This is a genomic window from Kitasatospora sp. NPDC003701, assembly GCF_053587085.1.
Genome location: NZ_JBSFNM010000032.1, coordinates 61,509 through 86,431 on the forward strand (window position 1 = coordinate 61,509; position 24,923 = coordinate 86,431).

The 24,923-nt window shown below is 74.8% G+C and carries 23 protein-coding genes; 12 read left to right on the plus strand and 11 right to left on the minus strand.

Annotated features, from left to right (window positions below; all coding sequences use genetic code 11):
- Window positions 1-190: 190 nt before the first annotated feature.
- On the minus strand, window positions 191-886 hold the full coding sequence (locus tag ACWDRR_RS26550; RefSeq protein ID WP_449774741.1) for a hypothetical protein: 696 nt from the start codon (window positions 884-886) through the stop codon (window positions 191-193).
- 278 nt (window positions 887-1,164) lie between these two features.
- Between ACWDRR_RS26550 and ACWDRR_RS26555 the strand changes: the two genes are divergently transcribed.
- Complete coding sequence (locus ACWDRR_RS26555; protein WP_449774742.1) at window positions 1,165-2,268, plus strand: carboxylate-amine ligase; 1,104 nt, start codon at window positions 1,165-1,167, stop codon at window positions 2,266-2,268.
- A 169-nt stretch (window positions 2,269-2,437) separates the two neighbouring features.
- Here ACWDRR_RS26555 and ACWDRR_RS26560 read toward each other — a convergent pair whose 3' ends face one another.
- The 4 genes from ACWDRR_RS26560 to ACWDRR_RS26575 all read right to left on the minus strand — a co-directional run bounded on the left by ACWDRR_RS26560 (window position 2,438) and on the right by ACWDRR_RS26575 (window position 6,433).
- A complete protein-coding gene (locus ACWDRR_RS26560) occupies window positions 2,438-3,292 on the minus strand; it encodes a glutathione S-transferase C-terminal domain-containing protein (RefSeq protein WP_449774743.1) in 855 nt (284 codons plus the stop codon).
- A gap of 536 nt (window positions 3,293-3,828) precedes the next feature.
- Window positions 3,829-4,851, minus strand: a complete 1,023-nt coding sequence (locus ACWDRR_RS26565; protein ID WP_449774744.1) for an LLM class flavin-dependent oxidoreductase — start codon at window positions 4,849-4,851, stop codon at window positions 3,829-3,831.
- Window positions 4,852-5,077: 226 nt separating this feature from the next.
- Window positions 5,078-5,563 (minus strand): VanZ family protein, encoded by a 486-nt coding sequence (locus ACWDRR_RS26570; RefSeq protein WP_449774745.1) that lies wholly within the window; start codon window positions 5,561-5,563, stop codon window positions 5,078-5,080.
- 192 nt (window positions 5,564-5,755) lie between these two features.
- Complete coding sequence (locus ACWDRR_RS26575; RefSeq protein WP_449774746.1) at window positions 5,756-6,433, minus strand: TetR/AcrR family transcriptional regulator; 678 nt, start codon at window positions 6,431-6,433, stop codon at window positions 5,756-5,758.
- A gap of 131 nt (window positions 6,434-6,564) precedes the next feature.
- On the opposite strand from ACWDRR_RS26575, the gene ACWDRR_RS26580 reads away from it, so the two are divergent.
- The gene (locus tag ACWDRR_RS26580; protein ID WP_449774747.1) at window positions 6,565-7,710 is read left to right on the plus strand and encodes an FAD-dependent oxidoreductase; all 1,146 of its coding nucleotides are present in this window, start codon (window positions 6,565-6,567) and stop codon (window positions 7,708-7,710) included.
- Window positions 7,711-7,851: 141 nt separating this feature from the next.
- On the opposite strand, the gene dacB is transcribed toward ACWDRR_RS26580, so the two are convergent.
- Window positions 7,852-9,417, minus strand: a complete 1,566-nt coding sequence (gene dacB / locus ACWDRR_RS26585) for a D-alanyl-D-alanine carboxypeptidase/D-alanyl-D-alanine endopeptidase (protein ID WP_449774748.1) — start codon at window positions 9,415-9,417, stop codon at window positions 7,852-7,854.
- A gap of 573 nt (window positions 9,418-9,990) precedes the next feature.
- On the opposite strand from dacB, the gene ACWDRR_RS26590 reads away from it, so the two are divergent.
- Window positions 9,991-10,584 (plus strand): isochorismatase family protein, encoded by a 594-nt coding sequence (locus tag ACWDRR_RS26590; protein WP_449774749.1) that lies wholly within the window; start codon window positions 9,991-9,993, stop codon window positions 10,582-10,584.
- Between the two features lie 197 nt (window positions 10,585-10,781).
- Here ACWDRR_RS26590 and ACWDRR_RS26595 read toward each other — a convergent pair whose 3' ends face one another.
- On the minus strand, window positions 10,782-11,498 hold the full coding sequence (locus ACWDRR_RS26595) for a hypothetical protein (protein ID WP_449774750.1): 717 nt from the start codon (window positions 11,496-11,498) through the stop codon (window positions 10,782-10,784).
- A gap of 509 nt (window positions 11,499-12,007) precedes the next feature.
- Here ACWDRR_RS26595 and ACWDRR_RS26600 point away from each other — a divergent pair.
- The gene (locus ACWDRR_RS26600; protein WP_449774773.1) at window positions 12,008-12,748 is read left to right on the plus strand and encodes a class I SAM-dependent methyltransferase; all 741 of its coding nucleotides are present in this window, start codon (window positions 12,008-12,010) and stop codon (window positions 12,746-12,748) included.
- A 290-nt stretch (window positions 12,749-13,038) separates the two neighbouring features.
- Complete coding sequence (gene thpR / locus ACWDRR_RS26605; RefSeq protein WP_449774751.1) at window positions 13,039-13,656, plus strand: RNA 2',3'-cyclic phosphodiesterase; 618 nt, start codon at window positions 13,039-13,041, stop codon at window positions 13,654-13,656.
- Window positions 13,657-13,801: 145 nt separating this feature from the next.
- On the opposite strand, the gene ACWDRR_RS26610 is transcribed toward thpR, so the two are convergent.
- Complete coding sequence (locus ACWDRR_RS26610; protein WP_449774752.1) at window positions 13,802-14,452, minus strand: nitroreductase family protein; 651 nt, start codon at window positions 14,450-14,452, stop codon at window positions 13,802-13,804.
- Between the two features lie 85 nt (window positions 14,453-14,537).
- Here ACWDRR_RS26610 and ACWDRR_RS26615 point away from each other — a divergent pair, with 85 nt between their 5' ends.
- From ACWDRR_RS26615 to ACWDRR_RS26630, 4 genes are all read left to right on the plus strand, one after another.
- Window positions 14,538-15,221, plus strand: a complete 684-nt coding sequence (locus ACWDRR_RS26615) for an IclR family transcriptional regulator (RefSeq protein WP_449774753.1) — start codon at window positions 14,538-14,540, stop codon at window positions 15,219-15,221.
- Window positions 15,222-15,502: 281 nt separating this feature from the next.
- The gene (locus ACWDRR_RS26620) at window positions 15,503-15,949 is read left to right on the plus strand and encodes an anthrone oxygenase family protein (RefSeq protein WP_449774754.1); all 447 of its coding nucleotides are present in this window, start codon (window positions 15,503-15,505) and stop codon (window positions 15,947-15,949) included.
- Window positions 15,950-16,466: 517 nt separating this feature from the next.
- Window positions 16,467-17,027 (plus strand): RICIN domain-containing protein, encoded by a 561-nt coding sequence (locus ACWDRR_RS26625; protein ID WP_449774755.1) that lies wholly within the window; start codon window positions 16,467-16,469, stop codon window positions 17,025-17,027.
- Between the two features lie 477 nt (window positions 17,028-17,504).
- Window positions 17,505-17,963: a carboxymuconolactone decarboxylase family protein gene (locus ACWDRR_RS26630; protein ID WP_449774774.1), complete on the plus strand. Its 459-nt coding sequence runs from the start codon at window positions 17,505-17,507 to the stop codon at window positions 17,961-17,963.
- Window positions 17,964-18,197: 234 nt separating this feature from the next.
- Here the strand turns inward: ACWDRR_RS26630 and ACWDRR_RS26635 are convergent, their stop codons facing one another.
- Both ACWDRR_RS26635 and ACWDRR_RS26640 read right to left on the minus strand, forming a co-directional pair.
- Window positions 18,198-20,138: an ATP-binding cassette domain-containing protein gene (locus ACWDRR_RS26635; RefSeq protein WP_449774756.1), complete on the minus strand. Its 1,941-nt coding sequence runs from the start codon at window positions 20,136-20,138 to the stop codon at window positions 18,198-18,200.
- 408 nt (window positions 20,139-20,546) lie between these two features.
- Window positions 20,547-21,587 (minus strand): aminoglycoside phosphotransferase family protein, encoded by a 1,041-nt coding sequence (locus ACWDRR_RS26640; RefSeq protein ID WP_449774757.1) that lies wholly within the window; start codon window positions 21,585-21,587, stop codon window positions 20,547-20,549.
- A gap of 237 nt (window positions 21,588-21,824) precedes the next feature.
- Between ACWDRR_RS26640 and ACWDRR_RS26645 the strand changes: the two genes are divergently transcribed.
- Window positions 21,825-22,232 carry a hypothetical protein gene (locus tag ACWDRR_RS26645; RefSeq protein WP_449774758.1) on the plus strand — a complete coding sequence of 136 codons (408 nt, stop codon included), beginning with the start codon at window positions 21,825-21,827 and terminating at the stop codon, window positions 22,230-22,232.
- A gap of 39 nt (window positions 22,233-22,271) precedes the next feature.
- Here ACWDRR_RS26645 and ACWDRR_RS26650 read toward each other — a convergent pair whose 3' ends face one another.
- Entirely contained in the window at window positions 22,272-23,144 is an 873-nt protein-coding gene (locus ACWDRR_RS26650; protein ID WP_449774759.1) for a hypothetical protein, read from the minus strand.
- Window positions 23,145-23,405: 261 nt separating this feature from the next.
- On the opposite strand from ACWDRR_RS26650, the gene ACWDRR_RS26655 reads away from it, so the two are divergent.
- Window positions 23,406-24,278 carry a hypothetical protein gene (locus ACWDRR_RS26655; RefSeq protein ID WP_449774760.1) on the plus strand — a complete coding sequence of 291 codons (873 nt, stop codon included), beginning with the start codon at window positions 23,406-23,408 and terminating at the stop codon, window positions 24,276-24,278.
- A gap of 226 nt (window positions 24,279-24,504) precedes the next feature.
- The gene (locus ACWDRR_RS26660) at window positions 24,505-24,915 is read left to right on the plus strand and encodes a hypothetical protein (protein WP_449774761.1); all 411 of its coding nucleotides are present in this window, start codon (window positions 24,505-24,507) and stop codon (window positions 24,913-24,915) included.
- Window positions 24,916-24,923: the final 8 nt, after the last annotated feature.

Genomic DNA, 24,923 nt, shown 5'->3' on the forward strand with positions numbered 1-24,923 from the left:
CCGGGTGAGGGTGGCGCCGGCCCGGAACCGGCGGGACCGTCGCGCGCTCGGCGGGCGGGTGGTCGAGGGCAGGCGGCGGAGGGGCGCGGGGGCGTCGGTGGTGTGCCGGGACGCGGGTACCCCGGCCGCGCGTCGCCGCCGGGCCGACGCGGACCGGCCACGGGCCGGCCCGACCCCGGCCGGGGCGGCGTCAGCAGGACGCGATGTCGCCGGGCAGGGTCAGTCCGGCGGTGACGACGTAGTCGCCCGTGACGGTGACGCTCTGGCTGAATGGCTTCGCGCCGGCTGGGTCGGGTGTGGAGATGAGGAGCTTGTCCGGCAGCTTCGCGACGGGGACCGGCTCCCCGAGATGCACCACGGACAGCACACCGGTGCACGGGGCGGTGGCCGGTGGCGCACTGCCCTCGGCCGTTCCGTCGGCGGGCCCGATCGTCACGCCGAGCGTTCCGAGGGCGGTGTAGGAGAGGACCGGCCTCCGTGCGGTGGCCGGGCCGGTGTGCGACACCTGGACCGAGAAGCGGCTGATCTTCACGGGAACGGCCTGGCAGGGCCGCTCGTGCGTGTCCGTCTTCAGGCGGAGGCCGTCCAGATCCATCACGAGCCCGGGGGTGAGGGTCCGGTCGACGCCCGGGAGGTTCGCCAGGTAGCGGCGGACGGTCGTGTCGCCGACCATCGTGGTGTTGAAGCACGTCGGACTCGGGGAGGGCGCGGTGCTTCCGGAGGCCGAGGGCGTCGACGACGCGGTCGTCGGCGTGGCGGGCGCGGTCGTCGTGGCGTCCGCCACGGCGCCGGTGCCGCTCGCGGAGCAGCCGGCGATTCCCAGCGCGAGCAGCACCAGAGAGGCGCCGGCCGCCCCTCGAACCCGGGGCACTCTCTTCGCGTCCATCCCCAACCCCCTTGTGAGTCAAGGCTGATGGTTCCAGAGAACCGGGCCCGCGGAGGGCGGAACGCCGAAGTCGGCCGCGGCCGTGCCCCCCGGCAGCGGCCCGGCGGTTCCCCGGCCTCGCCCTCCGTGCCGAGGCCGGCCTCGCCCTCCGCGCCGGGGCCGGCCCTGCCCTCCGCGTCGGGGCCGGCGGGGCACGAGCGCCGGGCCGGCTTCGGTGGTCGGGGCGGTTCGACGCTCCTCGCCCGCGTACGTCGACCGCTTCCGGGTAACCGCGAACCATGTTGACCTTGGGAGTCGAGGAGGAGTACCTCCTGGTGGATCCGCGGGACTGCGCGCCCGTGCCGCGCGCCACCGAAGTGCTGGCCGCCGCCGACCTGGCGCCGGCCCTGCGATCGGGCGAGGCACAGGCCGAGCTGCTGAAGGTGCAGGTGGAGACCGCCACCCCGGTCTGCGAGGACCTCGCGTCACTCACCCGCCACCTGACCCGCGTCCGGTCGGGCCTGACCGCCGCCGCGGCGCAGTACGGGTGCCGGATCGTCCCGGTCGGCGCCGCTCCGTTCGCCCTCGACGACCCGGTGCCGGTCACCGACCGTGAGCGCTACCGGCGGGCCCGTGACGAGGCGCCCTCCGTGGTGGACGACCTGATGCTGAACGGCATGCACGTGCACGTCGGGGTGGCGGACGAGGAGGAGCGCCTCGGGGCCCTGGTGCGGGCCAGGCCCTGGCTGTCCGTCCTGGTGGCGATGTCCGCGAACTCGCCGTACTGGCGGGGCCGGGACACCCGGTTCGCGAGCTGGCGTACGGTCCACTTCGACCGGTGGGCGGTGAGCGGCCCGCCGCCGGCCTTCCGCGACATCGCGGACTACCGGCGGCGGACCGCCGCCCTGCTGGCCGCCGGGGCGATCGTCGACGAGGGGCAGGTCTACTGGCAGGCCCGGCTGTCCGGCCGGTACCCGACGGTGGAGGTGCGGGCGTGCGACGTCCAGTTGACCGTCGCCGACGCCGAGTTGTTCGCCGGGTTGACCAGGGGCCTGCTGGCCCGGGCCGTCCTCGACGAACGGGCCGGCCGCCCCCGGCCGGACACGCCCGACGAACTGGTGCGCGCCGCGGTCTGGCACGCCGCCCGCGCGGGCCTGCACGCCGAGCTGGTCTCGCCGGTGGACGGCGTGTCCCGGCCGGCCGCCGCCGTGGTCGAGGAGTTCCGGTCCTACGCCGCCCCCGGGCTGGAGGCCGCAGGCGACACCGGCCGGGTGGCCGAGCTGTGGCAGCGGTTCCGGGACCGCGGGAGCGGTGCGGACCGCCAGCGCCGTTGGTACCGCGACGGGGGCCGGGCCGGCCTGGCCGAGCACCTGGTGGGTTCGACGGTCACCACGAACGACTGACGCCGGGCGGCCCCGTCGCCGCGACCGGGACCGCGCCCGGACCGGGCAGCGCGCGAGCGCGCCGCCGCGCCGGCCAGGGGTGGTGGCCGACCCGAGTGCCGTGCCGGGCGAGGTCGTGTCCGTCGGCCGAGTCGTCGGCGGGGTCCGCCCGGGCCGCGTCCCCCGGCGCTCAGCCGGTGTGCACCCGCCCCTGGGCGTGCTGCGCCCAGTCCACGATCTGGATCGCCGCTCCGGCGGCCTCCTGGCCCAGGCAGCGGGTGTGGTGGCGGCGGGCGATGCCGTCCAGATCGAGGTGGCGGCCGAAGGCGGGATGTCCGGCGAGCCGGCGGGCGTGGGCCCACACCCGGGAGTGCTCGGCGATGCGCTGCACGGCGGCGGCGTCCAGGTGCCAGCGGTGCACGGTGTCCAACCGCACCAGGGTCACCCAGAGCTCCACGTCCGCGAGGGTCAGTTCCTCGCCGAGCAGGTACTCCTGGGTGTCCAGACGGCGTTCGATCGCGGCCAGCCCGTCCAGCAGGCTCCGCAACGCCGTCGCGCGCTCGTCCGGGGTGGAGTCGGACCGGCCCGCGCGTTGGGCCGGGGCGTTGATGCTCAGCTCGCACAGCTGCCTGACGGCGTCGATCGCCGTTTCGAGGGCGCGCGGGTAGAGGTCGGGCCCGGGGAAGCGCCGGGCCAGGTCGGTGAGGATCTCGGTGGGGTCGGTACTGACGATCCGTCCGCTCCAGCTGTCGCTGAGCACCGGTGCCACGGCGGGCCCGGGGTACTGGTGCGCGCTCGCCTCGTACAGCGGTCGCAGCGCCCGGTACCCGCCGTCGCCGTCGTCCGGTAGCGCCGGCAGCAGGGTCACCGGGAGGGTGTCGTCGAGTCCGAGCAGGCTGTGGGTGACGGCGATCTGCAGACAGTACGGACACGAGAGCGTCAGATGGAGCCGGTAGCGGTGCGGCACGGGGTAGTAGCCGCTGCGGGCGTCGTGGCCGATCCGGCCACGGAGGGAGGGCACGGCGGACGGGGACGAGGCGGACATGGGTCTCCCAGGGGTCGGAAAGGTACGCGCACGCGCGCACGGCGCAGTGGGTGGGGGAGAAGGGGGAACGCGGGGCAGGCGACAGCCCGGTGGGGAATCAGCGGGGGGAGGCCGCCGGGCGGTGGGGAGCGGGCGCTCCTGCCAGGCTGCTGCAGACCCGCTGCAGGTCGATGTGGCGGCGGCACGTCAGCACCGGGCGCAGCCGGACAGCGTGAGCCACGCCATCGATGACCGGCTCCGCGTGCCTCACGGCTCTCCCACCCACGTTCGACGATTCCTGTTCCGGAGTGTCATCCCGGATCCGTGCCGCGTCAAGGGTTCCGGCAGCGGAGGACCGACGGTCCCGCATGATGGGACGCGCGGCTCGCTCCGGCGGGGCCGGTGCGCCGGCCCGCCCACGCGCGACGCAGCGGACCGGCGGGGCATCGAAGGGTGGCGCCGGCGGGTTCCGGGTCCGGAAGGCCGGTCCGTGGGCCGGGGCCCGACACCACGTCAGGAGCGCCGTGGAGGGCGCTCCTGACGTGGTGGGGGTTGTCTCAGTGCGCGGCGGGCTGCCAGCCGAGCGCGGGGCCGAGACCGGTGGCGATGTCGGTGAGGATCTGGACGTAGTCCTCGTGGTCGAAGCTGAACGGCAGCGCGAAGACGACCTCGTCGACCTCCCGGAACGCGGCGTGGGCGTACAGCTGTTCGGCGATCTCGGCGGAGGTGCCGATCAGGTCCGGCGCGAACAGCATCCGCGCCGGTCCCTGCGGGGCGGTGGTGCGCGGGATCCGACTCCGCACGTACTCCCGGTACTTGGCGCGCTGCTGTGCCGACGCCCCGTCGGTGGGGATGACGACCAGCCCCTGGGATACGCGGGCCCGCGCGCCCGCGGGGTGGTGGGCGCGGAAGGCGGCGATCTGCGAGCGCTGGACCTCGGCGAAGTCCTCCGACTCCTCGGCCCGCACCACGCTGCTGGTCAGCAGGTTCAGCCCTTGCCCGCCGGCCCACCGGGCCGAGCGCAGGCTCCCGCCGCCGTACCACATGCGCTCCGCCAGGCCGGGCGCGACCGGCTGGACCCGGTCGGAGTACACCTCGATGCCCTCGGTCCCGCTGAAGTCGGTGGCCCGCTCGCCGCGGACGAAGTCCAGCAGCCGCCGTACCCGCTCGTAGCCGAAGTCCTCGGCGTCGGCGGTGTCGGGGTACAGCGCGGGGGCCACCTGGTCGTAGTGTCCGGGGCGTCCGACACTGACGCCGGGATTGAGCCTGCCGCCGGACAGGAGGTCGACGGTCGCCAGGTCCTCGGCCAGCCGCAGCGGGTTCTCCCACCCCAGCGGGATGACCGCGGTGCCCAGTTGGATGCGGCTGGTGCGCTGGGTGGCCGCCGCCAGGACCGCGACGGGGGAGGAGATGCCGTACTGCAGGTGTCGGTGGCGCACCCAGGCGCTGTCGAATCCCAGGCGCTCACCGAGTTCGATGATCCGCAGCGTCGACTCGTGCCCGTGGCCGGGGTCGGCCGGGTCGAACAGTCCGATGGTCAGGAATCCCAGCCTCCGAAGGGGCTGCGAGGGCGACGGCATCGTTTCCTCCGTCCTCCGCGGCAGGCCCTGCCCGAGCGGCGCGGTTCGACATTCACGGCCCGGATTTCGATCACCGGACGTCGGCCCCACACTCACACACCGGTCGGCGGCGCTCAAGTGCTCCACCGGAAGCGCAATCCGGGGCAACACGCACGTGACGTCCCCGTCAAGGACGGGAGGGCGTCCGCGCAGGGAAAGGGGGCCGGCGACCGGCGGGCCCGCTCGCTCAGGCCCGCTCGCGCCGGCGCAGCAGCTGGCGGCCGAGCAGGGCGCCGAGGAGGACCCCGGCGGTGTTGTTCCCCCAGTCCAGGTACTGGCAGGAGCGCACCGGGTCGAGCGTCTGCACCAGCTCGACGGCGGCCCAGGCGGCCGACGCGAGAGCGGTGACCAGCAGCGGGCGCCGGGTGGCGAGGGTGCCGAAGAGGCCGAGCGGCAGCCAGAGCAGGACGTTGGCCGCGTGGTGGGCGGCGCCGCCCTGGAGGGTGCGGACGGAGCGGTCGGCGAGGCAGGCGGCCAGGCGGTGGGCGCTGCCGGGTTCGAGCTGGTCGGGGAGGGTGAACCCGAGCAGCAGGGCCGCGCTCACGAGCAGCCCGGCGGTGGCGCCGCGCGGCCACCCGGTGCGGCGGGCCAGCGGCCGGTGCAGGGCCGCGGCGGCGAGGGCGAGCAGCAGGCCGAGGGCCGCCATGACGAGGCTGTGGTGCTGAGTGGACATCGAGCCATTTCCGGTCGGGTCGCGCCGCGGGTCAGCGTAGCGCCGGCCGGCGGCGCGCCCTCGGGCGGCCTCCGGGTCGGGGCCCCCGCGGCAGGGCCTCCGGGCGTGGGCGGACCGGTGGCGTCGGGCGGTGCCGGGGTTCGGGAGGCGGACGGTGCCGGCGCGCGGACCTGGTCCGTGCCGGGCGGCCCGTCAGAGGCGGGCGGTGATACCGGTGAGGATGAGGTCGATCCCGGCGAGGAACTCCTCGCGGTCGTCGTGCTCGCGCATCTGGCCGGCGACGGTGCGGACGAACGCGTACTCGTCGGGGTCGAGCTCCGCCCAGGCGGCGGAGGTGGCGGCGAGGAAGGCCGCCCGGCTCGTGGGCGGGTGGGCGGCGGCCGCGACGGCGTTGGCGGCGTTCTGGTTGCTCACCCCGAGGATGTAGTGCAGCAGGGCGGACGCCGAGCTGAACAGCTCGGACTCGGGGACGCCGAGGGCCTGGACCTGGCGGCCGAGGCCCTCCATCAGGCGCAGCAGTGGCGAGGGCGAGGAGGGGCGGGCGAGCTGGGCGCCCACCCAGGGGTGGGCGTCGATCGCGTCGAAGACGCCCAGGGCGAGGCTGCGGACGGCCTGCTGCGGCGTGCTGCCGGGGGCGGCGGTGGTGAGGGCGCCGGCGAGGACGGCGTCGGCGGCGGCGCCGAGGAGCTCGTCCTTGTTCGCGACGTGCCAGTAGATCGCGCCGGGGCCGGTGGCGAGGTGGTGCGCCAGGGCGCGGAAGGTGAGGCCGCTCTCGCCGGACCGGTCGAGGAGCTCGACGGCCGTCTCGACGATGCGCTCGCGGGAGAGCGGCTCCTCCCGCCGCTCGGTGCGGCGCGTCCTGGTTGCCATGCCCCCATCCTGACACATCTGGAACGCCGTTCCAGCTTGACAGTCCTGGAACGGTGTTCCAGGCTGGTTCTGGAACGACGTTCCATGATTCGGCCGGGCGGACAGCGCCCGCGAGGAGAGAGGGCACCGCCATGACCACCGCACCCACCACTCCCGTCACGATCATCGGCGCCGGGCTCGGCGGGCTGGTGCTCGCCCGCGTCCTGCACGTCCACGGCATCCCCGTGAAGGTCTACGAGGCCGACCCCTCGCCGCAGGCCCGGACGCAGGGCGGCCAGCTCGACATCCACGAGCACGACGGGCAGCGTGCGCTGGCGGCGGCCGGCCTCACCGAGGAGTTCCGCGCGATCATCCACGAGGGCGGCGAGGCCTCCCGGGTGCTCGACCGGCACGGCGAGGTGCTGCTCGACGAGCCCGACGACGGCACCGGCCGGCGGCCCGAGGTGCTCCGCGGGGACCTCCGCCGGATCCTGATCGACTCCCTGCCCGAAGGGGCGATCGCCTGGGGGCGCAAGGTCGCCGGGGCCCGGTCCCTCGGTGGGGGCCGGCACGAGGTCGCGTTCACGGACGGGTCGACCGTGACCACCGGGCTGCTCGTCGGTGCCGACGGGGCCTGGTCCAGGGTCCGGCCGCTGCTCTCCGCCGCGGAGCCGCAGTACGTCGGCACGTGCTACGTCGAGACCTACCTCCACGACGTCGACGAGCGGCACCCGGCGGCGGCCGCGACGGTCGGGGCCGGGTCCATGTCCGCGCTCGCCCCGGGGCAGGGGATCTCCGCGCACCGGGAGGCCGGCGGGGTGCTGCACACCTACGCCCTGCTGACCCGCCCGGCCGACTGGGTCGCCGGAATCGACTTCACCGACGCGGCCGCGGCCAGGGCCGCGGTGGCCGCGGAGTTCGAGGGGTGGGCGCCGCGGCTCACCGCGCTGATCACCGACGGCGAGAGCGCCCCCGTCGCGCGCGTCCTGCACACGCTGCCGGTCGGGCACCGCTGGGACCGGGTGCCCGGGGTGACGCTGCTCGGCGACGCCGCCCACCTGGCGCCCCCGGCGGGCGAGGGCGCCAACCTCGCGATGTTCGACGGAGCCGAACTCGCGCGGGCGATCGTCGCGCACCCCGGCGACACCGAGGCGGCCCTCGCCGCGTACGAGGCGGAGCTGTTCCCGCGCAGCGCGGCGGCGGCCGCGGCCGCGCACACGGTCCTGGACCTCTGCGTCGGGGACCGCGCACCGTACGGGCTGGTCGAGTTCTTCACCGGCGGTGGGCCGGCGGCGTGATCCGCCCGCCGGGTGACGTGATCCGCCCGCCCGACGGCGGGTCCGGCCGGAGATGCCCGGCCGGACCCGCCGCGTGGGTGCCCGCCGGGCCCGTGGCCGGGCTCGGCACCCGGGCCCCGGCGGTGTGCCGGTCAGGTGCGGTCAGTGCGTACGGCTGTCGAGGGGCGCCCTGGTCGCGCGGTGCTGTTCGGCGGCCGAGGCCTGCTCCTGCAGCAGCGCGGAGATCTGGTTGACGTCGTCGAAGATGCCGATGAAGCTGTCGATGTCGGGGCTGGCCGCGCCGGTGACGCCGATGTAGAAGAGGTGGAGGCAGCCCTCGTCCGTCTGCAGGTAGCCGGCCTCCTCCTGGGCGCCGACCGCGATCTGCTGGTTGAGCTCGTCGAAGCCCAGGATGGTGCCGGGCTTGGCGAAGACCTTGCCCTTGGCCGGGCAGTCGGTGGTGCAGGAGATCCCGTTGCTGCCGTCGACCCCCAGGATCGGCAGGGACAGGCGGAAGGCCTCGGCGTCGGGGGTGCCCAGCCAGTAGGCGAGGAGCTGGTCGAGGCCGATCGGGGTGGCCCGGTCCGCCGGCACGCCGCCGCGTCCGTCGGCGAGTTGGAACTGGGTCGGATCGACGTGGGCGACATCGGTGAGGAAGGCGTGCTCGGTGCGGAAGGCGTCGAAGCAGTTGCGGCTGCCGCGCGCGACGGCCATGTTGCACAGCGCCAGGTTCGCGCCGAGGTTGTGGCTGACCTTCAGGATCAGCTTGGCGTACTGGCTGTACGGCGGCGAGACGTACGCGGCGACCTGCGGGTCGCCCTCGTAGGAGGCCGGCAGCGCGTCCTGGCGGTTGGGGCCGGTCGGATCGGCCGTGACGCTGACGCCGACGCGGGCGAGTGCCTCGATCAGCGCGGTGCGACCGAAGTCGTTGGGGTGCTGGATGTCGGAGATCCGCAGCAGGGGCTGGGCGTCGGCGGCGATCGTGCCGGACAGCGAGATCCGGGTGCCGTCGGGGGAGGCGGCGACCTGGACGTTCGTCGGGCCGCCGGCCTCCACCGTCTGAACGGTGGACGTCACCTGGTAGGGGGCGACCTGCGGGCGCCAGGTCAGCTGGGCGGGCTGTCCGGCCGCGGTGGGCGTGGTGAGCAGGTCGATGAGGTTGTCGTTGATGATCAGCGGGGTGGGTTGCGGGTCCAGGTCCGGGAGCGCGAACAGCCGGGCGTCCACGATCACGTCGCCGTTGACCTGGGTGATGCCCGCGTCGTGGATCTGGCGGGCGATCTCGTTCAGCCCGGCGAGGGGGTTCTCCGGGGTGAGGGCGGCGCCGGGGAGGCTGGCCTCCGTGTGGTCGATGTTGGTGTAGTCGACCGAGCCGTCGGGCTTGGTGCGGCCGCCCATCGTCAGGTCGCCCTGGGCGACCAGGGCCAGGTTCCCGTTCAGGGTCGAGCCGTCGCGGGTGCCGGTGGCGATCACGGGGGTGGTGAAGCGGTGGTCGGGACCCAGGGTGTGCCACGCCGAGGACATGGTGACCAGCTTGGTGGTGGATCCGGGGATGAAGAACTGGTTCGCGTTCCTCGAATGAATCACCTCCCCGGTGGCGACGTCGATCTCCAGCACGCCCCACTGCGCGTGCTCGTAGCCGGGCTTGTGCATGATGGCCTCGATGGCGGGCCCGAGGTCGTCGTCCCGGGCCACCGCTGTCGGGCCGGTGACGACGGTTCCCGCCACGGCCACGAGCGTCGCACCGGCAGCGGCACAGGCCCTCAGCCGGCCACGGATCGTCGGTCTCATGCGTTTCCACCGTTTCTGGGGTCGGAGAAACCCCGGGTCGAGGAGGCCCGGCGGAACAGACCTGGGGCGACCGCGGCCTGCGTCGCACGGGCAGCGGAGCCCGGACCACGGTCGCCGGGGCGCTCACGGCGGAAGCGTAGGCACCCGACCGGCGCATGTCCGGCTGCCCACGGCGAGCTGACGGCGCGGGGGGCGAATGTCATCCGGTCGGACGATCCCGTGGCGTCGGAGGACAGCCCTGGCCGCGCGCTTCTCCGCGTGCGCCGATCGAGTGGCCTCGGAGCCGACCCAGCTCGGTGAGCGGCCACAGCCGGAGCACCCGGGAATGATCAGGGGCGTGGTGCGCCGAGGTGGTGCGTGCCTCGCCCGGACCGCGTCCGGCCCGCTGCCTCGCGGGGCGCCGACCTCAGCACGCGCGGGCAGCGCACGTGGCTTCCCCGTGCCACGGCCCGATCGCGCGCGGGGACGGGTCTTCCGCCGGAGTACCGACAGTTGTGAAAGGCGTGCGTGATGAGCCGAGGCTTGATCGTCGTGGACGTGCAGAACGACTTCTGCGAAGGAGGCAGTGTCCCGGTCGCGGGAGGCGCCCGGATCGCCACCGCGATCGCCGGGCTGGTGGAGCGGAGCGCGGGCGGTGACTACCGGTACGTCGTGGCCACCCGCGACCACCACATCGACCCGGGCGGCCACTTCTCCCAGAACCCGGACTTCAGGAACAGCTTCCCCGTCCACTGCGTGGCCGGAGGCGAAGGCGGCGAGTTCCACCCGAACTTCGCCCCCGCCGTCGCCGGCGGCAAGGTCGACGCCGTCTTCTTCAAAGGCGCCCACAGCGCCTCCAAGAGCGGCTTCGAAGGCGCGGACGCGGACGGGACCTCCCTCGCGGACTGGCTGCGTGCCCGAGGCGTCACGGAGGTCGACGTCGTGGGCATCGCGACCGACCACTGCGTGCGTGCCACCGCACTGGACGCCGCCGCGGCGGGATTCGGCACCCGGGTGCGGCTGGACTACTCGGTCGGTGTCGCGCCCGAGACCATCGCCTCCACCCTGGACGACTTCCGCCGGGCAGGCATCGAGACGTCCGGCCGGGAACAGGCGCCGAGCTAGCCTCCCGGGCCCCGGGCCGGACCCGACCGGGCACGCGAGGACGGCGCGGACCCGAGGGAGGTCGGCCGCGCCCCCTGGCCCGCGCGAGGTGTGCGCGTCCTGCCGCGTGTCGGACGTGCCGTTCGTCGTGGAGGAGTCGTGGAAGATCCGTACTGCCTGGGGAGTCCGGTCCCGCGCCGGTCCGGGTCGGGCGGGGGTCAGTGGAGGATGCTGACCGCGCGGGCGATCACGAGGAGGGAGGTCAGGAGGGCCGCGATGCTCTCGATGCTCATCAGGAGCTTGGCCCGGGTGGTGAGCGGCATCGTGTCCGTGGGGCTGAAGGCGGTGGAGTTGGTCACCGAGATGTAGAGGTAGTCCGGCAGGGTGGGGACCCAGTCGGAGGAGGTGCTGGCGCCGTCCGCGACCTCCTCGACGGCGTCGTCGTTCTCGTCCTGGGAGAACCGGAAGTCCGCGAGCGGGAGTTCGGCGCGCGGGGCCTGGGTGCGGCTGACGGGGCCGCCGCGGTCGAGTTCCCAGTAGGCGAGCCCGAAGACGATGATGTTGGTGAGCCAGACCTGGAGGGCGGCGACCAGCAGCTCGCCGCCGCCCTCCACGTGCTTGGCGACCAGGTCGTGGATGAGGATGCCGAGCGAGGCGAGGTTGCTGGCTCCGATCAGCAGGACGAGCGTCAGCGACAGCGCGCGGGAGACGCGGGTCTGGCGGGTCAGCCGCAGGGGGTTGACGGCGATCAGCGGGACCAGCAGCAGCACCTCGAGCGCCGGCAGCACGTAGCGGGGCGCGACCAGCAACTGCTGCGGAAGGGCCACGTAGAGAAGGATCGCGACCAGTGTGGCGAGGACCGCGGGGAGCCTGGCCTCGCCGCGCCGCTCGTGTCGGGGGTGCCGGAGCCGGGCGTCCTCGCGGCTACGCGTCATGACCTTGTCCCTCGCTCGTGCACATGGAGTGCGGTGGGCCTCGAAGTCCGGTGCTGCGCCCCTGTCTGTCCGCCGGCCCGGTGGTTATGCCGTGCGTGCGGGTGTTTCGCCGGGCACCTCGTCGTGTGTGGGGCCGACCGTATCCGCGCCGGTGCCGGCGCGGACGGTGGCTCGCGGCTGCCGGGGGCGGTGCTTGCCGCCGGCCGCCGGGCGGGCCCCGGGCCGGAGCACCGTCCACACTCCGGCGCCTGACCCTCTGTCACTCGCACGGTGCGGTCCTCCGGCACGCCGTGTCCCTCACCGCCCGGGTACGGCCTCGCCGGGCCGGGGCGCGAGGGCGTGCACTCCGGCCGGCCGATGCCGCCCGCCGGTCGGTGTGCACCGATCGGGTGGTTTCGCGGGTGTGGGGTCGAACGCGGTGTGAAGGATCGGGCCGGGCGGTTTCCGCCGGTGCGAAGGCCGGTATGGAGGCTGTCATCGTTGCCATGGCACAGGGGAGAGATCTGCTGATGAGTGCGTCGGAGCGCTACGTGCGCGCGTGGGAGGGCTTCTGGGCCGAGAGCACGGGCGAGCAGGGCGAGCCGTTCTGGGACGCGGACGCGACGCTGACGGCGGCCCCGCACACCGCACTGTTCGCGGACCATGTGGACCGCACGCTGCCGATCGTCGACCTCGGTTGCGGGAACGGCACCCAGACCCGCTATCTGGCGGGGCAGTTCCCGCGCGCGGTGGGCGTCGACCTGTCGGCCTCGGCCGTGGCGCACGCCCGGCGGGCGGACCGCGACGCGGTGGCCGAGTACGAACAGCTCGACCTGACCGACCTGGCGGGGGTGAAGCGGCTCGCCGGCCGGCTCGGCGAGGCCAATGTCTATGTGCGGGCGGTGCTCCACCAGAGCGACCCGGTCGACCGGGTGCCGGTCGCGGCCGCCGTCGCCCTGCTGCTCGGCCGGCGCGGCCGGGGCTTCGTGGTCGAGCCGACCGCCGCCGCCAAGACGGTGCTGCAACAGGTCGCCGAACGGCCCGGTGGCCCGCCGGAGAGGCTCCGCCAGGTCCGCAAGCACGACCTCCGCCCGGCCGAGGTCGCCGCGGGGGAGGTGCCCGAGCTGCTGCGCGGCGCCGGGCTGGAGATCCTCGACGAGGGCGAGAGCGACCTCGCGATGAGCGAGCGCCACCCGGACGGCACCCGGGTCGAGCTGCCGGCCCGCTGGTTCGTGGTCGCCGCGGCAGGGTCCGGCCGGGCGGGCGACTGACCGCCTGCCGGTCGCGGTCAGTCGCATCCGCGCCGGGCCGTGACCCCGAGGACACCCGGGGCGAGGGCCCACGAGCTGCCCGCCGAGACGGTCCGGTGCACCTTCGAGGCCCCGCCCGGGCGCGCCGACGCTCCCGCTGCCCACCGGGCGGGAGCCGGTGGGCGCGCCGGACCCTCTGCTGGTGGGAGGTGCGGCCGCGCCGCTTCGGCAGCGCTCCGTGCTGCTGGTCGGCCGGGCCCCGGCGGTACCGGTAGGCGCAGAGGACCCGCCCTCGGCTAACCTGCCCCCTCGTGGACGATCACCCCGAGCCCTCGACCCTGCGCGTCTTCGTGGCGCTGGCTCCGCCCGACGACGCCAAGGAGGAACTGGCCCGGGCCCTGCGGCCCGCCTACGCCGGCTACCCGCGGCTGCGGTGGAACCGGATCGAGGACTGGCACATCACCCTGGCGTTCCTCGGTGAACTGCCGTCCACGGCGGTGCCGCCGCTGCGGTCGGCGCTGGCCGGGGCGACCGCGTCGCGCCCCGCGCTGCAGCTGGGTCTTCGCGGCGGCGGCCACTTCGACCAGCGACTGCTGTGGAGCGGGATCGACGGGGACCTCGAAGGGCTGCACCTGCTCGCCGACGACGTCCGGGACCTGATCAGGTCCTGCGGGATCGAGTTCAGGGAGCGCCCGTTGCACCCCCACCTGACCCTGGCGCGGTCGCGTCGCGACGATCCCACGAGCGTGCCGCAGGCCGCGGCCGGGCTCACCGGGTTCGTGGGCCGGCCGTGGTGGACCGACCGGCTCCACCTCGTCGGCAGCAACATCGGCCGTGGCCCCGGGCCGATCCGCTACCGCGACATCGAGTCGTGGCGATTGGGCGCCGCCGTCCGGGCCGGAGGCGACGGCGCCGGCACCGAGCCGTAGCCCGCAGGCGGGCGCCTGCGGTGGGCGGGGCGTCGTGCGACCGTCCGCCGGTGACGGAACCCGGGCCGGACGGTGCGGCGCCCGACCGGAGCGCGGCCCGACGGTCCTCACCCCGGTGCGCGCGGCCTTCCGCCTGCCGGTCCGGTCACCAGCGGTCCCAGTGCAGGACCTGCTCGCGCGGGATCCGCCGGGCGGGGCGGAAGTCGGTGCCGACGGTGTACGCGACCGGGATGAAGGCGGCCTGCATGACCTCCGTGTACGGGATGCCGAGCGCCTGCGCGAACTCCCGCTCCAGCGGCAGGTTCCCGGTCGTCCACACGGTGCCCAGGCCGCGCTCCCGGGCGGCCAGCATGAAGCTCCAGGCGGCGGGCAGGATCGACCCCCAGGTGCCGGCCTGGTGGGTGACGGAGAGGCCCTCGGTGCGTCCCTCGACGCAGGGGATGACGTAGGCGGGCACCTCGTGCAGATGGCGGTACAGGTGCTCGACGCCCGTGTACACCCGCTCCATCACGCCCGGCGCGACCTCGGCCCGGCGCACGTCCCGGGCGGGCAGCGGCTGGTGGGCCTGCGGGACGCCCAGGCTCGCCCGCCACAGGTCGGCGAGGACGGCCCGGCGGGCCGGGTCGGTGACGATGACGAAGTGCCAGCGCTGCCGGTTGCGGCCGGTGGGCGCCTGGACGGCGAGGTCGACGCACTCCTCCAGGAGCGCGCGGGGCACCGGCCGGGTGAGGTCGAGCCGGTGGCGGACGGCCCGGGTGGTGGAGAGCAGGGCATCGGAAGTGAGACCGAGGTTCATGCGTTGAGCCTCGTACGCCCCGGGCGGGGGCGGGAAGGCCGGGCTTCCACTGAGTGGAACCCGACGAGGAGACAGGGGCGGGGAGTTGGGCGAGAGCGTGGCGGGACGGCTGTTCTCGGTGCTGGACGCCTTCGAGGGCGGCGGGCCGGCGGCGTTGCGGCTCACCGACATCGCGGCCCGCACGGGGCTCCCGGCGCCGACGGCGCTGCGCCTGGTGCGGGAGCTGGTGGCGTGGGGCGGTCTGGAGCGGGGAGCGGACGGCAGGTACCGGCTGGGGCTGCGGCTGCGGGTCCTCGGGGCGGCGGCGCCCTGCCCGCGCGGGCTCCTGGACGCGGCGCTCCCCGCGCTGCGGGCGCTGGGCGCCCGGACCGGCGGTCACGCGGATCTGGCGGTGCTCGCCGCCCCGTCGGCCGGCGGGGTGCTGTGCCTGGTGAGCGGGGAGCGGCCACCACCGCACGCGACGGCGTACGGGAAGGTGCTGATCGCCGTCCCGCCGGCGGAGCTGCCCCGGCACACCCGGCACACGGTGGTGTCGCCCGGCGTCCTCGCCGGCCAGCTCGCCCGGATCAGGGCGGCGGGTCTCGCGGTCTGCGCCGAGGAGTTCCGGCTGGGCGAGGTGTCGGTGGCCGCTCCGGTGCGGGGCCCGGCGGGGACGGTCGCCGCGCTGGGGGTGACCGTCCCCACCGGCGTACCCCTGGACCGGGTGGTGGCGGCGGTCCGGGTGGCGGCCGCGCGGGTACGGCCACCCGAGCCGTCGCCGTCGTGGTGAGGGTCTTCAGCCGCTCCCGGTCACCGGCCGGCTGCTGTCGCCGTGCTCGGCGCGTCGACGCGTGGTGACGGCGTGACGGCCTCCCGGCCTGGGGTTTTGCGGGTTCGCGGGACGTCGTGACGATCGGCCGCTGCCGGTCGGATCCGCTGCCGTTCCTCGCGTTCCTGTATCGGCACCGATGCGATTGCTAGCGCTGCTAGACATTCAAGCGGCGAATCCCTAGCATTGAACCAGAAGCTAGCGGCGCTAGGTGCTGCTGGGTCTGAACCTTGGGAGGGAACATGCAGAACGCACTCGCCGTCGTCACGGTCGTGGTCGTCGGCCTGTTGGTGGGCGTGGAGTTCGCGGTGGCCGTCTTCGTCAACCCGATCGTCGACGGGCTGCCGCACAACGGCGGCCTCGCTGCCCGCAGTGCGGGAGCCCGGTTGCTCGGGCGGGTGATGCCGTTCTGGTACATCGGGTCGGTGCTGTTGGGCGTGGCGTGGTCCGCGGTGACCTGGGGGGACGGCGGGGCGGGGTTGGTCGCCACGGCCGCCGGGTTGCTCGTCCTCAGTGTGGTGATGTCGGTGGCCCTGCTCGTTCCGATCAACTCACGGGCCGCGCACTGGACTCCGGAGAACGCCCCGGCGGACTGGCGGGAGCAGCTCGGCAGCTGGGACCGCCTCCACTACCTGCGCGTGGCCGTCATCGTCACCGCGTTCGTGCTCCTGGTCGTCGCCCTCGTGTGAGGCGCCGACCGCCCACTCGGGGTAGCGGTCGGCCGGGCGTCGCGTCGGTGAGCGCGACGCCCAGGGCGTCGATCGCCCAAGCCGTCGCTGCGTCGGGGTACGAGAACATCGTGCGGGCCGTCGCCACGGAGACCGCAGAGACCGTCGGGACCGTCGGGATCGGGAAGAAGGACGATTCCCGCTGCCGAACGTTGACGGCCGGACAACTCCTGACGCCCGCTGCCGAGAACCGTCCGGCACGGATGACGAACGCGCATATCGGATTCCCGCAGACCGCAGACCGCAGACCGCAGACCGCAGACCGCAGACCGCAGACCGCAGGCCGCAGACCCGGGCCGGACCCGCGCGCGTCGAACCAGCGCCGGGTGTGGGCGAGTTCATGAAGTCTTCCTCAGGTTCCGTGCAACTGTTCCGAGGGTGCGGCGGTCCAACGCTTCGACGCCGCCGGGGAGTCCTGGCACCGACTCCTCGCCTTCCCGGCCGAGCGCACCACCCGCCGCACCTCAGGAGGACAGCCGTGACCGATCCCGCCCCCGCCGGAGGACACCGCACCCACGCCGCCCTGCTGGCCCTCGCCGTCGGCCTCGCGACCGCCCTTCCGGTGGCTGCCGCGGGCACGGCCCACGCCGAGCAGATCCCCCGCTACACCCCCGCCTTCGAACTGCGCAGCCAGGCGACCGGCAAGTGTCTGGAGGTCGCGGACTGGCGCACCGACAACGGCGCCCCCGTCCGCCAGTGGACCTGCACCGGCGGGGCCAACCAGCAGTGGACCGCGAACAGCAACCGCCTCCTGCTCAACATCCACAGCGGAAAGTGCCTGGACGTTCCCGGTGCCAGCACGGTGTGGGGCACCCAGGTGATCCAATGGGACTGCGGCCTGTGGACCCGGCCCGTCAACCAGCGCTGGACGGTACCCGGCGTCAACGCAGGCTCGACCGGCTACCTGTTCAGCGACGTCGGGCTCGCCCTCGACGTGCCGGGCTCCGACCCCACCGACGGCGCCCCGGTCGTCACCTGGGGCGCCAACGGCGGCGCCAACCAGACCTGGACCGGGCTCCAGCCCCGGGTCGATTTCTGAGGACCGCTTCATGTGTCCCTCGTCAAGTAACCGACAGGGCGCGCCGCTCGCCGATTCCCGTGGTCCTTTTCGGCGCCTGCCGCAGCTCGGGGGAGAGCCCCGGAGGGAGCTGCGGCAGGCGGCAGTCTGTCCTGGTCACGGGAAATCCTGCGGTCCGCACCCTTCGATTTGACGGTTACTCATGAGCCGGTGCCGAAGATCTTCCGGCGAACGGCTCAGCGTCCCGCAGGTGGGTGTTCCGAGTGCTGCGCCCGCCGGTGGGACGTTCCTTCGCGGCCGGCTGTCACATCCGCGGCTCCGGATCCGTCGAGGGAGTACGGGCACGACACGACCGAAGGGACCCCCGCCATGAAGACCGCCGAGACCGCCGAGACCGCCGAGGCCACCGTCATCGCCGAGGCCACCGTCATCGCCGAGGCCACCGCCGCCGGGGCGCCGTCCGACGAGGACACCGTCACCACGCGGCTCGGGTCGCGGATGCCGGACCCGTCCGAACTGGTCCCGGAGCTGAAGGAGCTGGGCGGCTGGCTGTACCGGGCGACGGGCAACCGGTCCGTGCCGCGCACCACCATCGGCCTCGTCCAGCTGCGCGCCGGGCAGATCGTCGGTTCCACCTACCTGACCGCCCTGCACGCCGGCCTGCTGCGCAAGGCCGGCGAAACCGACCGGCGCATCGACGCCGTCGCCACCTGGCACACCGCCCCGTACTTCACCGACGCCGAGCGTGCCGCGCTCGCCCTGGTCGACGCGGTCCTGACCGCGAATCCGCAGGGCGAGCGTGTCCCCGACTCCCTCTATGCCGAGGCGGTCCGCCACTACGACCCCAAGGCCCTCGCCACCCTGACGATCGCGATCGGCCAGGTGAACTTCTTCGTCCCGCTCGCCCTGATCGGCAAGCCGGTGCCCGGCGTCGCCCCCGCCGACCAGTGGACCTGACGGCTCCGGGCCGGCGATGTGCCCCGCGAGGCAGTGGGACGGCCTGATCCCGGGCCGAGCGCCGGTCCGGCACCCCTACGGGGCCCGAACGGGCTGTGACCGTCCGTCGGACGACGGGCGCGGCGGTGCACGCGCCGCCCCCGCCGTCCCCGCCGCCCCCGCCGTCCCGCTGGGGCGGGGCTCGGGTGCCGTCGGCCCCGGTGCGCGGAACCGGGGCCGACGGGGGCGCGGAGGCTACCTCCGCTGGCCGGGAAGCCTGCGGTCGCGGTCGTGCTTGAGGTCGAGGAGCTCCCTGAACAGGCCGTTGCCGGAGGCGAGTTCGGCGAAGGTCCCGTCCTCGGCGATCCGCCCGCCACGCATGACGACGATGCGGTCCGCGAGGACGGCGTTGTCGAGGTTGTGGGTGACCAGGATGGTGGCGCGGCCGGCCGCCAGGGTCCGCAGGTTGTGGAAGATGCGGTGCTCGGCGCGCGGGTCGAGGTCGGAGGTCGGTTCGTCCAGGACGAGCAGGCCGGGAGCGCGCAGGGAGCGGTGGAAGGCGCGGGCGACCGCCACTCGCTGGAACTGGCCGCCGGACAGCCACTCGCCGCCCCAGAACGCCCGGGCCAGCAGGGTGTTGTAGCGGGAGCGCAGCGTGGCCGCGACCTCGTCGGCGCCCGCCAGCGCGGCCGCCCGCTCCACCAGCTCCTGCCCGCCGGCCCGGTCGAGGTGGCCGAGGTGGATGTTCTCGCCCAGGGTGAGCGGCCAGCGGGAGAACTGCTGCGGCACGAGCGCGACCCGCTTCCACAGCGAGTGCGGGTCCATCTCCTGCGTCGGCACGTCGTCCCAGGTCACGACGCCGCAGCTCGGCAGGGTCAGGCCGGAGAGCAGCCGCAGCAGGGTGCTCTTCCCCGACCCGTTCTCCCCGATCAGGGCGACGATCTCGCCCTGGCGGAGCTCCAGGTCCAGACCGTCCAGGGTCGGCCGGTCGGCTCCGGGATAGGTGTACGAGACCTTCCGCGCCTCGACCCGGCGCGGGGCGGCGGGCTCGGCGGCGCCCCGCCGCATCGCGTGTCCGCCGGCCTCGGCCACGAAGTCGTCGAAGTCCCGCAGGTACAGACCGAGTCGGTAGAGCCGGGTGCCGCCGCCGACGATGCCCTGGAGCCCGGACCCGGCGGTGCGCAGCGCGAAGACGGCCGTCCCGGCGGCGGCCACCGAGACGTGGCCGGTGGCCAGCAGTGCCACCAGGGCGCCCCACACCAGGACGGAGGCGAGGCCGGTCGCCAGGGAGCCGAGGAGGGAGATGCGGGCGGCGCGGCGGGCGGCCCGGTCGGTGGCCGCGTCGAGCCGGTTTCCGGCCTTGCGGTACTTGGCGGTGAGGAAGCCGGCCATGGTGTCGGAGCGGATCTGGTCGGCGTTGTCGTCGTGGCACAGGCAGTACCGCAGCATGGCCAGGAGGCGCCGGTCGTCCATGCTCTCGATCGCCATCAGGTAGCGCACGCGCGCGGCGCGGGCCGCGACCACGCCCTGCGGGATCGACGCCAGGACCAGGAACGGAACGAGCACCGGGTGCAGTGCGGCGAGGACCCCGGCAGCCGCGGCGAGGGTGACGACGGAGGCGATGATCTCCTGGGCGACGCCGAGGAGTTCCTGCGAGGAGTCGGCCCCCCGGTCGGCGGCGTCCCAGCGCTCGGCGTATCCGACGTGGTCGTACGCCTCCAGCTCGGCGGCCACGGAGACGGCCAGTAGCTCCAGTTCCGCCTCGCGCGCGATCCTCGGTGAGAGCCGTTCGGAGATCGCCACGCTGGCGGTGCCCAGCAGCGCCCGGCCCGCCGCCGCCAGCGCCAGGACCGTCACCGGCCACGCGGTCGCGCCGAGCCGGTCGGCGACCGGACCGCCCGCCGGTGCGATCATCGCGCCGATCGCACCGGTGGTCGCCCACAGGGCCACGGCCGCCAGCACGCCGGAGACCAGCTGCCCGGCGAGCAGGGCGGCGGTCGCCCGTCGGTCCACCCGCCACGCCAGGTTGAGGGTTCGCCGCACCAGCTGCGGCAGGCGCCGCATCATCGCCCAGGCCGAGAGCTTCGCGGTGGCCTGCACGATCCGGTCCGTGCGGTACGACCAGCGGGCTTCCTCCGCCGCGTCGTCCGGCGGCTCGCCGGCCGGGTCCAGCTCCTGCTGTCGTTGCTCAACCATGCGTACTCCTCTGGCAGTCGGGCACATCCGTGCCGCATGCGGGCAGCCCGGACCCGCCGCGCCCGGTGACCGGGTGAAGGCCCGGCGCGGGGCGTGCGGGGGTGGCGGACGGGCTCGCTGTGAGCCGTCCGGTAGGGCTGGGGTCGCGGTGTGCCGCTGATCCTGGCAGTGGCCGGCCCGGCCGCCGGGCGTGTCCTGGGCAGGCTCACTCGATGTGAGCAAACCCGTGTCCCTATCGGCGAGTTGGTGGACACCGTCGCTCTCCCCTTGCGGCGGCTGGCGGCCGCGAGGGGGCCCGCTCACCGGGCGTTCGCAGGCACCGGCGGTGCGACCGGGAGGGTTCGTCAGGTCAGTGAGGGCGGGCGGGCGGACGCGCAGCCGGCCGATCGGGGGAGTGCACCGGCCCGGTCAGTGCCCCCGTCCCAGCAGCGTCCGCGCGATGAGGACCTGCGCCGGATCGAGCGCCGGCCTGCCGTCCTCCACCTCCCACAGGGCGTTCTGCAGGACGCGTCCGAGCGTCCAGCCGGTCGCCCGGGCACGGTCGAGGCCGAGCGCCTCGGTCAGCAGGTCGAAGCGGCGAAGGACGGCGCCTCGGGCGTCACCGGTCGCCGTGACCGCGTCCCAGCGGCTGTCCAGGGCGGGCAGCAGCTCGAATCCGGGATCTCCGGCGAGCGGTTCGGGATCGATGGCCAGCCACGGCTCGCGCCGCCCGGCCAGGACGTTGTCGTAGTGCAAGTCCCAGTGCAGGAGACGGTCGCCGGGTTCGTCGAGGAGGTCGGCGACGGCGGCCGCGCAGGTGGCGACCAGCCGCCGCTCGGCGGGATCCCGCAGGGCCGCGCCGGCCCGTGGTGCCGCGTCCACCATGGCGGCGGCGATGTGGCCCAGGCGCCGTACGCCCGCCGGAGCGGGCACGGCGGACAGCCGGGCCGCCAACCCCGCGAGGACGCCCATCGCCTCGTCGTCCCCGGCCACCACGGCGGCGGGCCCGGCCGACCCTGCCGGCACCAGCGCGGACAACGTCCGTCCGGCGTCGAGCCGTTCGAGGAGCTGGGCGCCGCTCGGCCCGTCATCGGCGAGCAGCCGGACGGCCCCGTGCCCGCCCCAGGCGCGCAGTCCGGCGGCCGCGCCGGCGGTCTCCTCGCGGATCTGCTGGAGCTTCAGCACCGCCGGTGAGCCGTCGGCCCGCCGGACGGGGAGCACCAGCGAGGCCATGCCGTGGGCGGCCGGGCCGTCCAGCCGGAGGCCCCAGCGATCCAGCAGGTCTGCGGCCAGCCCGGGAAGCCCGGCGAGCCACGTCCGGGCCTGATCGCCGTTGGCCCCGTACGAGTCGATGAAGGCCTCGGGGACCTCGACGGGGCCCCGCGCCCCGCGAGCCGCCGGGGCGTCACGGCCGTCGGTGCGATCAGTGGCGGGGTTCATGGGGCCGGGGGCCGGGAGCGGTGAGTCCACCGGCCGAGTGTGCCCCGGAGGGAGGGCCGGGCCAAGAGGATTTCCCACCGGTGGGCGGAACCGCTCCGGCCCCGTGCGGGCTCCACGGCGCCCGCAGGACCGGACGCCGCCGGGTGCCGGTGCCGGTGCCGGTGCCGGCGAGGGCGGGGGCGAGGGCGACAAGGGCACTTCGCACCCGAGGGGCACGGACGGGGCCCGCTCCTCCTCCCCCAGGCGCTGTCGGGCACCATGGTGGCCATGGACTCGGACCAGCCGCTGCCCCGTGAAGTGAAGGCCGTCGACACGGTCACCCTGCTCGGACTGGAGGAGCGGGCGGGCGAACTCGCCCTCAACCAGCGGTTGGACCCGGCGTGGGTGCGGGCCCGGGCGGCGCCCGACGGGACCCACTACCTGTGGCCCGCCCTGTGGCACAGCCTGTCCCACCGCCCCGACCTGCCACGCCAGTTGCGGTGCGAGCTGCTGCTCGCGCTGCACACGGGAGAGCATGTGACGAGCCTGCTGGACATGCTTCCCGAGGACTTCACCCCGCTGGCGAGGGTGACTTCGCGCGAGGAGGGCCTGCGGGCGAGTGGGTTGCTGAACCGCGTTCCAAGCGTCCGGGAGTGGCAGCTGCGGGAGGACGAGGCCTCCTCGGGGTCGCTCTGACGGAGTGGCGCGGCCGCGGGCGGCGGCCGTTCGTCGGGGTCAGTGCGACGGCGACGGTTCGACGGGGAGCACGCGGTCCGCTCGCCCGGCCTCACGGGCCTGGGGGTTCGGGTAGACGTACAAGGTGCCGCCGTCCAGGCGCAGTTCGGGATCGGTCCACGACTCCGTGGCCTCGGGCACGAGGATCCGCGTGGTGGCCAGCGCGGCGTCGTGGACGACCAGCGACAGGATGTTGCAGCAGAGGTTCCCCATCGTGAGGCCCTGCTCGGGGTGCTCCGGCGGGCCCCCGGCCTGCACCACGTAGTACCGCCGGCCGACCCAGTACCCGGAGCTGTCCAGCGTCAGTGCCTCCGCCAACCGGACACCGTCCACCTGGACGTCCATCCTGGAGTGGTCGGACGGGTCCTGGAGGTGCACGGCGCGGTGCCGGCCGTCGGCGGTGAACTCGACGTCGATCCCGTAGGCACTCCAGCAGTCCTTGAAACCGCTGCAGGCGCCCGGGACCGGACCCGTACGGTGCCGGGCCGCACCTGTCGGGGCGTCGGGCAGGTCCTGGCTGCACGTCCTCGGATCACGGCACGGCCGGTCGATACGGCGGCTGCACCCGATCCCCATGGCCGCCACGTCCCGCGGCGAGGCCCGGGACAGCAGCTCGGCCAGCCGCTCCAGGTAGCGCTGCGGCCCGACGAGGGCGAGCAGGTCGTCTCCTTCGTCCCTCCACCACACGAGCAGGTCGACCCCCGTGGGGGAGCGGCGCAGCCAGTCCTGCCACTCCTCGCCCCAGGGCCCCCACCGATGGTGCCACTGGTGCGCCGCCTCCTTCGCGGCCGCCTCCTCCGGTGGAGGTACGGCCTCGGGCGTGTCCGCGGTCCCGGACCCCGTGCCGGTCGTCCTGCGCCATCGCCACCCCACGACCGCACCCCCGGCTCCGTCTCGACAACGCCCGGCCTCGTGACGGCGGAATGCCGGCCGGCGAACCCGACGATCGTAGAGGGGCTCCCGGACCCGCGTCCGGATTATTCGCGCGGGGCAAGCGCCGGGAGCGGGCCCGGGCGCAGGGGGAGCCGACGTCGGGGACAGCCGGCGCGATCCGAGGACAAGATCACCGCTAGAGTGCTCGCCGCAGATGTGTGGGCAGACAGTGAGGGCGCCCGGGGACCGGAAGGGGGAGGCGTGGTTGAGATCGTCGTCGCGCAGGAGGCCGGGCGGAGCTGGGACGCCGCTGCCGACGAGGTGCGGGCGGTGGTGGCGGGGCTGGCCGAGCGGGTGGCGAGGCGCACGGGCCTCGGGCTCGGGCCGGGGCTCCACGTCCGGCTGCTCAACCCGGACGCCTATGCCCTGGCGCACGAGGCGCACGAGCGGCGGGTCAACGAGGCCCTGCTGGCGAGCGACCTGCTCTACGCCATCCCGGACCAGGCGCGCCGGCAGCGGCTGGAGGCGGACCTCCGCCACGCCGACGGCTCGTACTCCGGCGGAAACCGGAAGTACGGCTGCCTGCCGTCCAGTCGGGCGGTGCCGGGGGCCGACGGCGGCTGCACGATCCTGCTGGCTCCGGCGCTGCTCCGCCGGAGTGCCGGGGCGGTGAGCCGGGACGCCCTCCGGTCGGTCCTCGCCCACCAGCTCGTCCACCAGGCGCAGTTCGCCCTGTGGGGGCCGTCCCTGAGCGTGGACCTGCGGGCCGCACTCCTGGTGCACCGGGCGTCGGGCGCCGCCGCCGACGAGTTCCGGAGCCTGAGCGCCGCCTTGGAGGGCCACGCACGATTCACGACCAGGGAACTGCTCGCGTCCGACTACGTCCAGGAACGGAAGGCCGGCCGCCTCCTGCGCCTGCTCCGGGGCCCGAACCGGGGTCCGGCGCTGTACGACCGGGGCGAGGACGGCGTGCGCAAGGCGGTGGAACACGGCGTCACCGACCTGCTGCTCCGCCTTCGGGTCGATCCGACGCTGGCCCCGGACGCCCGCGAGCTCACCGACCCCGACGGGTGGGTCGCCCGTCTCACGACCGCGGACGCCCCGGTGCGTCAGGAGCCGGCCGGCCCGGCCTGACCGACGGGGGCCCGCAGGCCGGCGGGCCGACTCCCGGCACCGACCGGGCCTTCCCCGCACCGCTCGGGCGCGCGGACCCCGGTCGAGGGTGCCGCCCCCGAGCCGTGCCTCCGCTCCCCGCGCGCGTGGTCCGCAGGGGCCGCGTGGCGGCTCCCCGAGCGACACGCGGCGGGCGAGGCGGGGGCCTCGCGAATGCCGCGGCGGGCGGGAGGGAAGGTAGGACGGTATGACCTCTGGGGAGACCGGCGGAGGCGGCGTCGAGCCGCGGCAGGACCTGGTGCGGCGCGCGGCACCGTTCCTGCCCGCCGGCAGCGAGATCCGGCAGGCGTTCGTCTGCCAGAGCGCGCCGAACTTCTGGTTCTTCGTCATCACCTATCTCACCGGTCTGACCGTGTTCTGGAACACGTACCGGTGCGTGGCGGTCACCGCGGACGCCATCTACGTGCTGGACGGCAGCAAGCGGTCCGGTGGCGCCGCCCCGAGGCGCCTGGCGGGCGTGATGGCCCGTGACACCCGGCTCGGTCCGGTCTCCGGCCGATGGCACCAGGTGGAGCTCCTCGGGGAGCGCCACTGGGTCCACCGACGCTTCGGGGAGCAGATCGCCGCCGCGGACCGGGAGGCCGGCCTCAGCCCGTAGGGCGACGT